Annotated in this window: 17 protein-coding genes; 3 read left to right on the plus strand and 14 right to left on the minus strand. The window is 64.2% G+C overall.

From position 1 onward, the window contains the following. Window positions 1-2 precede the first annotated feature (2 nt). Window positions 3-1,787 carry an aldehyde dehydrogenase family protein gene (locus ACW5CM_RS06605; RefSeq protein WP_438252949.1) on the plus strand — a complete coding sequence of 595 codons (1,785 nt, stop codon included), beginning with the start codon at window positions 3-5 and terminating at the stop codon, window positions 1,785-1,787. A 25-nt stretch (window positions 1,788-1,812) separates the two neighbouring features. Here ACW5CM_RS06605 and pip read toward each other — a convergent pair whose 3' ends face one another. Continuing rightward, window positions 1,813-2,778 carry a prolyl aminopeptidase gene (gene pip / locus ACW5CM_RS06610; RefSeq protein WP_438252948.1) on the minus strand — a complete coding sequence of 322 codons (966 nt, stop codon included), beginning with the start codon at window positions 2,776-2,778 and terminating at the stop codon, window positions 1,813-1,815. A gap of 108 nt (window positions 2,779-2,886) precedes the next feature. Then, on the minus strand, window positions 2,887-3,759 hold the full coding sequence (ypfJ, locus tag ACW5CM_RS06615; protein ID WP_457124552.1) for a KPN_02809 family neutral zinc metallopeptidase: 873 nt from the start codon (window positions 3,757-3,759) through the stop codon (window positions 2,887-2,889). Window positions 3,760-3,816: 57 nt separating this feature from the next. On the opposite strand from ypfJ, the gene ACW5CM_RS06620 reads away from it, so the two are divergent. Then, complete coding sequence (locus tag ACW5CM_RS06620; protein ID WP_457124553.1) at window positions 3,817-4,806, plus strand: malate dehydrogenase; 990 nt, start codon at window positions 3,817-3,819, stop codon at window positions 4,804-4,806. A gap of 65 nt (window positions 4,807-4,871) precedes the next feature. Next, a complete protein-coding gene (locus ACW5CM_RS06625) occupies window positions 4,872-5,339 on the plus strand; it encodes a recombinase family protein (protein WP_457124554.1) in 468 nt (155 codons plus the stop codon). Window positions 5,340-5,341: 2 nt separating this feature from the next. On the opposite strand, the gene ACW5CM_RS06630 is transcribed toward ACW5CM_RS06625, so the two are convergent. From ACW5CM_RS06630 to ACW5CM_RS06685, 12 genes are all read right to left on the minus strand, one after another. Then, window positions 5,342-5,752, minus strand: a complete 411-nt coding sequence (locus ACW5CM_RS06630) for a hypothetical protein (protein WP_457124555.1) — start codon at window positions 5,750-5,752, stop codon at window positions 5,342-5,344. A 17-nt stretch (window positions 5,753-5,769) separates the two neighbouring features. Then, a complete protein-coding gene (locus tag ACW5CM_RS06635) occupies window positions 5,770-6,540 on the minus strand; it encodes an FHA domain-containing protein (protein ID WP_438252943.1) in 771 nt (256 codons plus the stop codon). 82 nt (window positions 6,541-6,622) lie between these two features. After that, window positions 6,623-7,006 carry a hypothetical protein gene (locus ACW5CM_RS06640; protein ID WP_438252942.1) on the minus strand — a complete coding sequence of 128 codons (384 nt, stop codon included), beginning with the start codon at window positions 7,004-7,006 and terminating at the stop codon, window positions 6,623-6,625. Between the two features lie 20 nt (window positions 7,007-7,026). Further along, on the minus strand, window positions 7,027-7,659 hold the full coding sequence (locus ACW5CM_RS06645; protein ID WP_438252941.1) for a DNA/RNA non-specific endonuclease: 633 nt from the start codon (window positions 7,657-7,659) through the stop codon (window positions 7,027-7,029). A gap of 2 nt (window positions 7,660-7,661) precedes the next feature. Next, entirely contained in the window at window positions 7,662-8,360 is a 699-nt protein-coding gene (locus ACW5CM_RS06650) for a hypothetical protein (RefSeq protein WP_438252940.1), read from the minus strand. Between the two features lie 89 nt (window positions 8,361-8,449). Then, complete coding sequence (locus ACW5CM_RS06655) at window positions 8,450-9,295, minus strand: hypothetical protein (RefSeq protein ID WP_457124556.1); 846 nt, start codon at window positions 9,293-9,295, stop codon at window positions 8,450-8,452. Window positions 9,296-9,330: 35 nt separating this feature from the next. Continuing rightward, the gene (locus tag ACW5CM_RS06660) at window positions 9,331-10,005 is read right to left on the minus strand and encodes a hypothetical protein (protein ID WP_457124557.1); all 675 of its coding nucleotides are present in this window, start codon (window positions 10,003-10,005) and stop codon (window positions 9,331-9,333) included. Window positions 10,006-10,007: 2 nt separating this feature from the next. Further along, a complete protein-coding gene (locus ACW5CM_RS06665; RefSeq protein WP_439255674.1) occupies window positions 10,008-10,712 on the minus strand; it encodes a hypothetical protein in 705 nt (234 codons plus the stop codon). A 3-nt stretch (window positions 10,713-10,715) separates the two neighbouring features. Continuing rightward, window positions 10,716-11,414 (minus strand): hypothetical protein, encoded by a 699-nt coding sequence (locus ACW5CM_RS06670; protein WP_438252936.1) that lies wholly within the window; start codon window positions 11,412-11,414, stop codon window positions 10,716-10,718. A gap of 79 nt (window positions 11,415-11,493) precedes the next feature. Continuing rightward, on the minus strand, window positions 11,494-13,194 hold the full coding sequence (locus tag ACW5CM_RS06675; RefSeq protein WP_457124558.1) for a periplasmic substrate-binding domain-containing protein: 1,701 nt from the start codon (window positions 13,192-13,194) through the stop codon (window positions 11,494-11,496). A 10-nt stretch (window positions 13,195-13,204) separates the two neighbouring features. Continuing rightward, on the minus strand, window positions 13,205-13,429 hold the full coding sequence (locus ACW5CM_RS06680) for a hypothetical protein (RefSeq protein ID WP_438252933.1): 225 nt from the start codon (window positions 13,427-13,429) through the stop codon (window positions 13,205-13,207). A 110-nt stretch (window positions 13,430-13,539) separates the two neighbouring features. After that, entirely contained in the window at window positions 13,540-13,836 is a 297-nt protein-coding gene (locus ACW5CM_RS06685; RefSeq protein ID WP_438252931.1) for a WXG100 family type VII secretion target, read from the minus strand. Window positions 13,837-13,890: the final 54 nt, after the last annotated feature.

Consider the following 13,890-nt stretch of genomic DNA (forward strand, 5'->3'; position numbering starts at 1 on the left):
CGATGACTTCAGCGCCCGCAGCCGTACCGACCGCGAGCGGTGTTGATGACGCCGTCCGCGAGCAACTGGACACAGCGATCAGTGAACTGGAGGAGGGAACGCGCACCTGGTCCGCGCTCAGTCTCGGCCAACGCGCCACTCTGCTGCGAACGGTGCGCACTGCGGTCGCGGCATCCGCTGAGGAGTGGGCGCACACAGCCGCAGCATCCAAGGGTCTCTCGGGCAGCCATCCGCTGAGAGGCGAGGAATGGCTCGCCGGCCCGTACAACGTGCTGGGCGCCCTGGATGCGTACGCCGAGACGCTGTCGCGGCTGGCTGACGGACGCAACCCGCTCGAGGGCATCCGTATCGATCGCGCGCCTGGCGGTCGCACGCGTGTGCACGCGTTCCCGCTCACCGGCGCCGACAAGATACTGCTGTCGGGTTTCACCGGCGAGGTGTGGCTCACGCCGGGCACGACGCCACGCTCAGCGCGCGCGGGCGCGGGTCTCGCCCAGCGCACGCCGCAGGATTCCGGAGGAGTGGGCCTCGTGCTCGGCGCCGGCAATGTCACCGCGATTCCCGTCCTCGACGCCCTTTACGAGCTCCTCGCGAACAATCGCACCGTGCTGCTGAAGGTGAACCCGACGCAAGACAGCCTGGTGCCCGTTTTCGAGCACGCTCTCGCGCCACTCATCGAACTCGCCCTCCTGCGGATCGTGCGCGGCGATGGCGCCGTGGGTGCCTATCTCACCGCCAACAAGCGTCTGTCGCACGTGCATATCACCGGCTCTGCCGCTACCTTCGACGCGATCACCTGGGGCCCTTCGACCGGCTCAGGGTCCGCTGCCAGCAAACGGCGGCGCCGCGAGGGACGCCCGCTGCTGAAGAAGCCGATCACCGCAGAACTCGGCGGAGTCTCCCCCATCATCGTCGTGCCAGGCGAGTGGACGGACGCCGACATCACTTTCCAGGCTGAGCACATCGCCACGATGCGACTGCAGAACTGCGGACACAACTGCATCGCCGGTCAGGTCGTGATCATGTCGTCGGATTGGGAGCTGCGCGACGCTTTCCTCGCTGCGCTGCGCAGCGCATACGCGCGGGCCCCCGAACGACCGATGTGGTACCCGGGTTCGGATGCTCATATGAAGCAGGCGGCGCTCGATTACCCGGATGCGCTGGTCCTCGGCGACCGCATGCTGGTGGACATCGGCCCGAACGACGACGCGACCGCGTTGCAGAACACCGAGTACTTCGCACCCGTGCTCGGCGTCGTCGAACTCGCCGGTGCGGGCCAGGATTTCCTCGATGCCGCCGTCGCCCACGCCAATGACCAATTGGAGGGCACCCTGGGCGCGAACGTGCTCATCGACCCGGCCACGCAGCAGTCTCTCGACAGCGGCTTCGAGCGCGCCATCACCGCGTTGCGCTACGGCACCGTCGCGATCAACGCCTGGACCGCCGTCGGCTTCACCAGTCCGACCCTCACCTGGGGCGCCTATCCCGGCAGCACGCTCGAGAAGATCGGCAGCGGGCTGGGCGTGGTTCACAACGCCCTGCTGCTCGATAACGTGGAGCGCTCGGTGGTGCGGGGGCCTTTCCGCCCGTTCCCGCGCTCAGTCGGTTCACTGCTGCCCGGACCCCTGCGTTCGCCAGGCGGTGGACGCTTCACGATCCTGCCCAAGCCGCCGTGGTTCGTCACTGCACGCACCGGCGCTGTGGTCTCGGAAGGCCTCACCCGCTTCCGTGCAAGTGGCGGGATGTTCGGCCTCGTGAAGACGCTGCTGCAGGCGCTGCGCGCCTGAGCCGGCCTCAGTCCCTGAGCCGGCCTCAGTCGTCGGCGAAGAGATCGGTGGCGTCGCGTAGCGCGCTTTGAATGCCCGGTTCGGATGCCGCGTGCCCGGCATCGTCGACCACGACGAACTCCGCCTCGGGCCACGCCCGGTGCAGATCCCATGCAGTCATCATCGGCGTGCAGACGTCGTAGCGCCCCTGCACGATGACGGCGGGGATATCACGGATGGCATCGATTCCGGCCAGCAGCTGTCCTTCAGCCCACCATCCGCGGTTCACGAAGAAGTGGCTCTCGATGCGGGCGAAGGCCACCGCCGTGGCATCCTCTGTCATCTCTGCGACCTTGTCCGCATCCGGGCGAAGCGTAATCGTCGAGCTCTCCCACCTCGACCAGGCCTTCGCAGCCGGCACATGCACGGCCGGGTCCGGATCGAACAGTCGGCGGTGATACGCCTCGATCATCCGGTTGCGCTCGAGCACCGGGATCGGCGCGATGAACCCCTCCCAGAGATCAGGGAAGAGCGCAGCTGCTCCACCCTCGTAGAACCACTCGAGTTCCATTCGACGCAGCGTGAAGATGCCGCGCAGAATCAGCTCGGTGACTGCGCCCGGATGCGCCTGCGCATAGGCGAGCGCGAGCGCACTCCCCCAGGAACCACCGAAAACCTGCCACTTCTCGATGCCGAGGTTCTTGCGCAGGAGCTCGATGTCGGCGATCAGGTGCGCGGTGGTGTTGAAGCGCATATCTGCGTCGGGCGCGCTGGCATGCGGCGTGCTCGTGCCGCATCCGCGCTGATCGAACAGCACAATCCGGTACTTCGCGGGGTCGAAGAACTGCCGATGCCACGCCGCCGTGGCGCCGCCCGGGCCACCGTGCAGGAACACAACGGGCTTGCCCTCCGGGTTGCCGCTGACCTCCCACGCGATGCGCTGGCCGTCACCGACGAACAGCATTCCGGTGTCATACGGCTCGATCGGTGGATACAGGGCATCCAGATTCATATTCAACCCCCGATGAATGTCACTCCGTCAGCTACTGACGGCTCCCTCACCGTATCGCGCGGTGTGCTGCGCTCACGGGAGCCACGGCATCCTGAGACAAAAAGCCGTTCAGAGCTGACTTCCCTCAACAGCGAAAGTGTCGCAGCTGCCGAGTCCGTTCTGGTACCCGCTGGCAAACCATCCCTGTCGCTGATCACTGGATCCGTGCGTCCACGACTCGGGGTTGACGAATCCGGACTGCTCCTGGATGTGATCGTCACCGACGGCCATAGCGGCGTTGAGCGCGTCGGTCAGCTGCGCTTCCGTCGGAGGCTCGAGGTAGTTTCGTCCGTCCGGGTCTTTCAGTTCGGCGACGTCGGCCAGCCACGCGCCCGCATAGCAATCAGCCTGCAGTTCGATGCGGACGCCGTTACTCTCGGGTCCGGTTCCGTTGTTCGGGTAGGAATCCATCACGCCGGTGATGTTCTGAATGTGATGGCCCCACTCGTGGCCGACGATGTAGAGCTGCGCCAGTTCGCCAGCGGATGCGTCGAACTGCTCCCGCATGATCTGGAAGAAGTCGGGGTCGATGTACACGCCCTGCTCAGGCGGGCAGTAGAAGGGGCCGACCGAATTGGATGCCGTTCCGCACTGCGTCGAGGTCTGCCCCTGGAACACATACAGCTGGGGCGGCGTGTACCCCTCGACGTGCTGCGCCCAGTAGTCGTCAAGCAGCAGCTGCGCCCCGGCCATCCGGCAATCGTCATCGGTGTTGGCTTGTTGGCCTGTGTCACAGGCCAACACGGTGCTCTCTGATTGCGCCGAGCTGGGGTCCTGCGTTCCGCCGCCGATGAGTCCACTCAGGTCGATGCCGAACAGGGGCCCTGCCAGCAGCGCCACGATCGCGAGAATACCGATGCCTCCGCCTCCCGCGATTGCGGCGGTCCGTCCGGGGCGACGTGTGCGGTGGCCGGAGATGTCGGCATCTGGATTGAACGTCATGCGATGAGATTACCCCTCGCTCTGGGCTTGTGCGCCCGCCAGTCGTAAGGTCGAAGAATGTCGACCACAATCACGATCACCGGTGCCGGCGGACAGATCGGCTACGCGCTGCTATTCCGCATCGCCGCCGGGGAGATGCTCGGTCCCGGCGAGAAAATCAGGCTGCGACTGCTCGAAATTCCACAGGGTCTCGGAGCTGCGGAGGGAGCAGCCCTTGAGCTGCAGGACGGCGCATTCGATCTGTTGGAGCATGTCGAGGTCACTGACGATGCGGCGGTCGGCTTCGACGGATGCAACATTGCCCTGCTGGTCGGTGCTCGGCCACGCGGCCCCGGCATGGAGCGCGCGGATCTGCTGGCCGCCAACGCCGGAATCTTCGGTCCGCAGGGCACCGCCATCGCCGAGAACGCCGCGGCTGATGTGCGGGTCACCGTGGTCGGCAACCCGGCGAACACGAACGCATTGATCGCAGCATCCGCCGCCGAAGGTGTGCCGGTCGAACGTTTCACCGCGTTGACCCGACTCGACGAGAATCGCGCTCGTGCGCAGCTCGCTCAGGTGCTCGAAAAGCCGGTCTCGAGCATCCGGTTCGTACCGATCTGGGGCAACCATTCTGCGACGCAGTTCCCCGACGTCTCCCACGCGACCGTCGACGGACGGCCCGTGCTCGATGCTCTCGCCGAGCGCGTCGGCGATGTTCGGCGCTGGCTCGATGAGACCTTTATTCCGCGGGTTGCCAAGCGCGGTGCCGAGATCATCGAGGTGCGCGGCTCATCGTCCGTGGCATCCGCAGCCAGCGCGACGATCGACCATGTGCGGGACTGGGTGCTGGGTACGAAGGAGTGCACCTCCGCCGGCGTCGTCTCGCGTGGTGAGTACGGCGTGCCCGAAGGCCTGGTGTCATCGTTCCCGGTGAATTTCGTCGACGGTAACTGGCGCATCGTCGAGGGCCTGGAGATCGACGATTGGTCACGCGCGCGCATCGATGCTTCGGTGGCGGAGCTCATCGAGGAGAGAGACGCGGTGCGGGCGCTCGGGATGCTGTAGTCCCGCCTCACCGGCTTCAGCAGCTTTGCCCCGGACAGGGCACAATGGATGCTGGAGGTGCGTTGATGAGCGATTTAACTGATCTGACGACCGGAGCAGGATCTGCCGAGGCGTTGACGAGTCCCGTGCATCTCCCGCATGTGGCGGCAGAATGCCCGAAGTGCTTCGCCGAGCTGGACCAGAATCATGATTGGTGGCACGCGCGTCCGAAGGGCTCACGTCTGGTCGGACTCGTGGTTTCCCGTGAGGGGATGCCGCCGGTGGTGCAGCAGCGCAATGATCTGACGCGTTTTGGCGTTCCCATCGAAGGGTTCCGGCACCCGGCGCCGGACATCCTCGAGAGCTGGAGCGATCGGCTGACGCGACTCATCGCCACGCTGCAGCAGGGCGACGTTCTCGTTGTCGCCAACGTGCACGCGCTCGGGCGCGACCGCGACGAGGAGGTGCGCACCATCACCGAACTGCGCCAGCGCGGAGTCATGGTGAAGGTGCTCAGCAACGATTCCCGCCATCTCGCCGACGCCGGACGGTAGGTTCAGCGGGCGTCTCGAACCGCTTCGTACAATCGGTCGGCCTCGGCCCGTTGCAGCGCGACCGTGGTCACGGTCGCAGGGTCCACCGGCTCGAAGGTGTCCACGAGGTCCTCTACCCGCGCAGGTGTCAGCCGGTAGGCGCGGAGGCCCCCGCCCTGATCCCGGGCCATACCGCTGGGCCAGACATTCGCCTGCGCACCGGCGACTCCGATGCGCCAGCCGAAGGGCTCGAGCTCCTCGCGCACAAGGCAGAGCGCCTCGAAGGCGTCATCTGCGCGCGCTTGTGCCGTACCGAACCCTGGCGAGCGCATCTCCACGACCCACGAATACGCGTGATCAAGCCGCCACGAAACCGTCGCATCACGTGCGATCCCCTCACGCGACACCTGGATCTTCTGTGAGCTTCGAGTCATCTGGGGGCGCCGTCTGCTCAGTCGTCCGAGTCACTCTGATTGCGTAGCGCTTCATCGTCGAGCAGAGGAAGATCCGCGCGCGTGACGACCTGCGATGTGACCGCATATTCCACCAGACGCGCGCGACGATTCGTCGCCAGCTTGCCCGGGCCACCACGGAGGCCCTGCACACCCATCCGGTCGAGCTTGTCGCAGACGTTGTCGAGCTTGCGGTTGAACTTGCTCATCGTCCACCCCAGGCGCTTGGCTGCATCGCTGGATGACGGCAGCTCGTTCATGCTGACACCTTCACGACTCAGCATCGGCTCAGCAAGCGCCACGATGAGTTGCTTCTGCATCTGAGTGAATCGCGCCGGCATGACGGTGGTTTCGCCGCTCATCGTCGCTTCCACCTGCCGAGTCACCTCATACGGCGCCTGCTCGGTGTGCAGGCTCAACTCGTACGTCACCGGCCCCGCGGTGAATACGATCACGCTGCGCTCGAAGACGAGCGGCATCCGCGCCCCGGGCGAGAGCCAGGATTGCACGGCACCACCGGCACTGGAAACGGTCGCGGCAAGTCGCATGCCAACATTCGCCAACCACCAGAGCCCGTCGTGGTGCTGCAGTTCGAGGAAGTGGCGGTGCAGGTACGGGTTGTCGTCGATCTCCAGATCGCCTTCGCGACCGATAATGAACGACTCTCCCGTGCTCAGCTCATGCCACTCGCCGGCAAACTCCAGACGCAACAGCGATGGGCTCTTCGTCGTGATCGCGTCAACGTCCACTTCACCTTCGACATCAGTCACGTAACAACCCCCCCTCGGTTTCATCCTGCCACGTCGAGGGGATGCGGCCTACGAAGAAGGCAGGTCGAAGGGGCGCGCCGTTTCAGTCGAGCTTCGGGCGCAGTTCCTCGCGGATCTCCTGGTAGTTCTGCGGGGTCACCTTCCAGCGGCTGGTGTCGCTGTCCTCGAACGTGACCTCGTACTCGCCGTTGGTCCGGTCGAACTGCACGAGGATCTTCACCGGCAATGCCGCACCCGGCTTGTAATAGCTTTCGGTGTAGGCGTTCACCAGAGGCCTGACGGCCGAAGGACGCGAAGCAACCGCAGCGATCTCGCCGCTCGGCGAGTAGGTGTAGCCGTGGGTGCCGGCGAATCTGTCACCGTCGAAGTTGATGACCATCGCCAATGATTCCCAGCCCTCACCGGCACCGCTCATGTGCTCGATCAGGCCTCTGATCAGACTGGATATCGCATCATCATTGGGCATGGCGCTCCTTGTCGGTCCGGTCACAGGTTCGGCATGCCTTCCGGTCGAACGCGGTCAAAGATCTGGCCGGCGACGTTGGCGAATTCCGGCCAATCGCGATGAATGACCTCACCGGTGGAAGGATTTCTGACGGTGTACTCGACCTCAAAACTATCAGGACGTCTCGCACCCGGCGGAGTGATGTCGATGGTGTAGTTGACTTCGTAACCCTTTCCAACCCAGTCGGCCCACTCGTTTTCCATCGTCTTCCACGCGCTGAGATTGAGATTCGCCGCTTGTGGAACGATGCCCTCATCCGGGGAATCACCGAAGAAGCGATGCGCGCCCAGGTGTCCGCCCTGGTCGCCAGGCTTCCCCTCTCGCCCGATGTTCGTTGCGTTGTCTCCGCGTGGCGAGCTATCAGGGAGCTCGGTGATCGTGCCGCGTTCCGAGATGGGTCGCCCATTCTCGCCAAAGTGCGTTGCCTTGGTGTTGCGCCCGCGGGTCGTGACGACGCCGTTGTCATAGCGATCGATGTCGTTGACGGAGCCCTTGTTGCGCTTGAGTCGCGACCCCTGGCCGCGGAACAAACCAGCGAGCTGACGCACGTGAACCGGCATGTCATCCAGCGATCTGACGATCGGGATAATGGCATCTCTTTTGATGTTTCCCATAATCAGTCTCCTGTGATGCTGAGGGTCGAAAGGTCTGCCGTCAGCTGGTCCGTCAACGTATCGATGTCGGTGGCGTGCAGTTCCAGTTCGCCCTCTGCTTGCTCGAGAGCCTGCAGGTCGGCGTAGAACTCGTCCGAGTCTCCGACGACCGACTCGACCAACGGGGCATCCAGCGCCGCAGAGATCGCCGCAGGAATGTGCTCCGCCAACGGCTCGACAACCATCGGGAGAATCTGAATCAGAACCTGTTCGATCGCAATGTCGACCGCGGCGTTGAGCAGCTTCTTCTTGAGAAGTAGCATCGGGCCGGCGCCCAGTGCCGTAAGCGGATTAGTCAGCATCGGTATCAACACCATCAGCGTCGTCGATACGTCGAAGATCACCTTTCCCTTCAACCCGAAGACGACGTCTGCTGCAATATCCATGCCGGTCGGCACGGGGCCGAGCAGATCCAACAGCTTCTGCAGGTTCTGCGAACGGTTCGTGTTCCACGCGCTCACATACGCGGGACCTGCCTGTCCGCGCAACGCGAGCGCGAGGTCGCCATTGACCTTGCGGTCCACGGCCTGGATCTTCGTCTCCAGATCGCCGTGGAATACACGGATCATCTCGCTGCCTCGCCGCAGCTCATCCTCATCGATATCCGGCCACTCGAATCCGAGCTTCTCCATCACCCAGATGAGCTCATTCGGCAACATCATTCCCACGGCAAGACCTCCGCGGACGACGTTATTCGCAGCAGTCCAACTCCGCCATGGGTACTGCTTCCCATGGCGACAGGAACGGAGAGTTACTGGGCCGTTGCGTTCGGCGCCTCACCGGGAACGAAGTAGCGCAGCGGCGACAAACCGGTGCGGATGATGGCGTCTCCCGCCGCGTCGAGGAACTCGTTCATCGTCGTCACGCTGAGCTTCGTTCCGTCCGCGGCGCTGTCGGCGATGATGACGTTATCGACGACGGGGAGCAAGGTCGCTGTGCCCTTCGGCCACGCGGCAAACGTCGTCGTGACCCCTGTTTCCAGCACCTGGATCTTGGGATCGGCGAGATGAACGTCCGGGCGCTTCAGCGCGACCGACTGTGCTTCATACGCGCGCACGCTGAACAGGCGAAGCACCCGCTGGATACGCATCTCCAGTGATGGGAACCTCTCACGCCAGGGGAACGGCGCCCACGCACCGTCAACGAGAACAATCGGGTGGCCGCTGACGAGCGGACCACCCGCTTCGTACAGCTCCTCAGCCAGGTCTAAGACACGTGCGATGCCGGCTTCGTCGTCCGAGCAGACGATCACCAACCGGTCGCGTGACAGCACGAGCACGACTGGAGCATCCGCGGGCGACGCCACAGCCAGCAGCGAGGGGTCGACAAGCAGGGATGCTGCCAGCGCCTCATCGTCGACCACGCGCACTCCCTCCACGGGCTCCGGGATCGGCGCGCTCGAAGATGCCTCCGCCACCGCATCGCTGAACGGGTGCGACCATTCCTCTGCCTGCCCCCGGGTGATCGCTGCATCGCTGCCGACTGCATCCAGCCCGACGAAGAGCTCGCCGCCGACGTACTCCACGCGAGGATGAGCGTCACCGGGAGCCGTGATCGACAGCACCCCGAGTTCGCTCGCACCATAGATGCGTGGCATTACTTTCACTCCGATGTTTCCGAACGCGCCAGTCATCAGTTGTGCCCCTCTTGGTCTGCTTTTGTCAGGTTATCGGGTGGGCTGAGATGCCCCGCCTGGATCCGGGCCGCATACAGGTCGACGACCTCCGACCAGGACCACCGTACGTCGATGCCCCGAACCGCTTTCGTGACGCGAGACTCAGACACCCAACCAGCTGGAACGATGTGCAGTGCCAGCGACATCGTGCCTTCTTCCTCGGCTCCGGCCCACACGAGCGCGAGACCGATCTTCTCCGAGTACGTCCAACAGTCCACGTGGGTGGCCCCAGCCGCGCGAAGCGCCGCGGTGTACGATCCGATGCTGTCGTTCCGTCGATCGCTGAGGTCAAGAACTCTCCAGTTCCCCGCCCAATACAGACCTGCCGCCTGCATCTGAGACGCGAACGCGGCGATCTCCTCCGACGCGACGCCAGAACCGTGCCCGCCACGCGGATCACCGCGCCACGCAAGCGGCAGCAGCTTGGCTCGCCCGCGCACAAGAATCGGATTGTTCTGAGACGCCCAACCGTCGTGCTCCGCTTCGAGCACGGCCGGCGGGAGCCCATCCGAGCGTGTCAGCAGCGTGCGCCCCTCGTACGGCAAGAGCGCGCCAGCTATCAGCGATGCCGAACCGAAGGACGATACCGCGTCACGCCCGAGGTCCATGTCAGGGCCCATCTGCTTACTCATCGCTAAAGGCTAAACGGTCGCGGGCTTCCGGGCCATTCACCCGGGTTGTAGATCCCGTTATTCGTGCCCTTCGCGAAGTCTGGAATATCGATGACGGCCTCGGGGATGCCGCTCGGCAGGTAGCCGCCCGGAATCCACTTGTCGGGATCCGTACCGCCCTCATTGCCGGACGGCATTCGCAGGCCATCGAGTTCGTGCGGGGCGAAGTCGCGCAGTTCGATGTCGCCACCGGCAAAGAAGTTCTCCGGCAGCCCCAGTGCTTGGGCGAGTTCGGTCGGGGTTTTAGCCTGTTGCATGAGGTCGCGCAGCTGATCCGTCGGGAACACGTAGGTCGTGTTGCTGCCATCGGCCGCCATGTTGTTCCCCGGCCCGTAGCCCTCGAGGGAACCCGTCCTGTAGATGTGCGTTCCACCATTCTCGAACTGACCGAGATGCTGCTTTATGTAGTCCGCGTCGAGGTAATCCTCCGGCTCGGGTCGTTCACCTTTGTTCCAAGCGACGATCTCGTCGGGCTCCCACGTGCCGTCGTTCTTCCAGCCGGTCTGAAGCGGATGCGTCATATCCGCAGAGTCCAGGTTCTGGACGTCGCTGTTATTGCGATTCTGCTTCTGTCCGTGTTTGCGGAACATCTCGGCGAGTTGCCGCACGTGGATCGGAACACCGTCGACCGCATCCGTCAGTGCCCTGATAGCTGCTTTTGCTTTCATCTGTCAGTCCCCCGTGATGTTCAGGCTCGAGAGATCCGCGATCAAGAGTTCGGTCAGCGTCTCCACGTCTGCCGCGTGCTGTTCCATCTCGCCTTCCGCGGACTCCAGCGCCTGCAGGTCGGCGTAGAACTCATCGGGGTCTCCCGCGACAGCCTCGACGATCGGCGCATCCAGTGCTGCCATCACGATGGCGGGCAATTCCTGCATCAACGGTTCGATCGCCATCGGCAGAAGCTGATTCAACAGCTGCTCGACCGCGATATCCACGGCGGCGTTCAGCAGCTTCTTCTTGAACAACAGCATCGGGCCCGCACCCAGAGCCGTAACAGGATTGGTCAGCATGGCCACCAGGGAAATCATCGTCGTTGTGACGTCGACGATCACCTTCATCTTCAGCGCGAACACCGCATCGGAAGCGATCCCGGTCGCCACCGGCACTGGACCGAGAACGTCCAGAAGCTTCTGCAGGTTCTGCGAGCGGTTCACGTTCCACGCCGAGACGTACGCCGGTCCCGCCTGGCCACGCATCGCGAGCGCGAGGTCGCCGTTGACTTTCCGGTCCATCGTCACGATCTTCGCTTCGAGATCGTCGCGGAACACTCGGACGATCTCCGCGCCGCGGCGCAGTTCGTCCTCGTCAATATCCGGCCACTCAAATCCGAGCTTCTCCATCACCCAGATGAGCTCATTCGGCAACATCATCCCCACGGCACAACCTCCAGACAAGACTCTATGCGTCCGGATCGGTCCGTCGCGATGGGGAGCGCACCCCATCGCGCAGTCACGGAGCCGCTGTCCATTGCGTCAGGGCGTGGGTCAGTGATGCATCCGTTCCGCTTCTCGGCGTGACGCCCGTCACATCGCGGTCAACGATCGTCAGGCGCGGATTCATGGCGATCGGCAACGCAACAGCCGACTGCACGATGCTCGCCTCGATCTGCGCAGTCACGTCACGTGCCTCATAGACGTCGGTGGTCTGGGCGAGCTGAGCGATCAGGGCATCCCGCTCTGGTGAAGCGTTCCCCGTGATGGATGCTCCGCCCTGAGTGCCCCACTGCGCGGCGATCTGCTCCGGCGAGTCAGGCACGGGCACCCGAACGATCGCGGCGTTCCAGTTGCCCTGCTCCAACGCGCCGTCGATATCGTCGCTGCCACAGTCGGCGATGTTCCAGCCGAACTCGCTGGCTGCCTCTCGCAGCGCGGCGAACGCGCCTGCTGCGAATTCGCTCCCTCGGTCGTAGAGCACGCAGACGGCGGTGCCGGCGGCGAACCCGGCTGATTCGCGTTCCAGCGTGGGGTCTTCTCCCGGCGTTCCCAGCGTCTCGGAAAAGCCTGAGTCCTCGTTCACGATGTCGTAGGTGGGCGATCCCGTCGCCGCTACCATCGAGGTCGTCCCCGTGTACGCAGAGGTCCACGGCCCCGCGCCACCGTCGCTCACCCCCCGTATCGGAACGGCGTGCAAGAACGCGGTGCGTGTCGCGTGCTGGCTGAACAGCCCTGCCGGGTTCACGAACATCGCCCAGACGGTGCCGTCGTGCGAGATGTCGACGACTCGATCGGTGCGCTCCAGTTCGCGCACCGTCTCGCGGTTGGCTGCGCTGGGTGCGACCTGAGCGATGTCGAGCGTGTCTCCGATCGCCGCAAGAGGTGCATCACCGGCCGGAACCAGACCGATGCGCGCGACCTGTGAGGTGGAGATCCCCCGGTACGAAGGGTTCGGTACAAGCGTCACGCTCTGCCCGGCATCCGATGCTTCGATCTCATCCACGAGATACGGCCCGCTGGACAGGAGCACATCCTCGGGGGTCGAACCGTCGCCGGCGACGGTGAAGTCTTCAATCCAGACTGCCGCGATAGCCGCCAGAGAGTCCGCATCGCCTGTCTGGATCGCTTCGATGACAGCCTGCTTCGCCTCCATCGCGTCGCTGAGACCGAAGGCGCGCTGGCCGACCACATGTGCGGGAACAGGCACGGAGACGGCCTGTTGCCACTGCATCACCGGTTGCGAGAAGGTCACATCAATGGAACGGGCGAACTCATCGATACGGGGCACGGTGAGAGGGACTGCCTGTTCCGCGCCGCCCGCGTCTGTGCTCGGCGGCTCAAAATATCCGGATGCCCCGGCCCACCCGAGCAGGAGATCGGCGGCGTCGAGCGGGATACTGTCGGACCACACCGGCTCGGTCAGGTCGTAGCGCACGGTGAACGGGTCCTCGCTGACGATCGCGAGCGTGCCGAAGCCCTCGTCGGCGACGAACTCGCCGTCGATGACGTCACCGAAATCGCCGCGAATCGCCTGGGCGATGTCACGATTGCCTAACGTCGGCGAAGCCTGCGCATTGAACGAGGTAAATTCGCCGCTCCACCCGACGGTGACCTCAGTGCCCGGGATGACTGATTCCGGCAGCGCCGGTGTGCACGCAGTCAGCCCGATCGCGAGCGAAACGGCGAGAAGCGCCGCCGCGCCGTGCCTGCCTCTCATTCCGCGTCGATCACGCGTAATCGAGGTCGTCTGGGTTTTCCTCAGCCAGGGCGCGATATGGCTCGCTCTCGTCACTTTCCAGCCAGGCACGAGCGTATTCCAGGAGCACCGCAGGCGAATCCTGCGCTTCATCGGCTGTGGCGAACGGCCCCAATGTGTCTTCGGAGGGTCGTTCGTCAGCGCGCACCACCGACTGAGTGGACAGGTTGTACCAGTAGCTCTGTGCTCCGCTCATGTTCCCGATTCTATTCGCCGTCGTTTGTGCAAGTCAGATGAAGGATAAAGCAGAGGCCGTGAGGCCAGTCCCCCCGGACTGGCCTCACGGCCTCTGGCAACTGCGAAGCCTTAGGAAGCGCCGCCAGCCAGCGATCCGTCAGTGTCGCGGATGACGTCTGCCATCTTGTCGAGGGCGGTGGCCATGTCGTTCACTGCCTCGGATGCGTCGTCGAGCGAGGTGGTGAGCTCTTCGTACGACGTCGAGTAGGCCTCAGAGGCATTCTCAGTCTTGAACCCGTCCTGGACGAGGTCGTCGATGATGCCCTGGAGTTCCTTCAGCGTGTCGGAGATGGTGGTGCGTCCGTCGCGCAGGCGCTGGGCTGCGCCTTCCATCTCGCTGTATGTTGCACCGAAATCATGTGCCATGAGAACTGCCTTCCGCGTTCGTGGTCTTCGGGCCCCTGCGGCCTCGTAATCGAG

The sequence above is a fragment of the Microbacterium wangyouchuni genome (genome assembly GCF_054072595.1).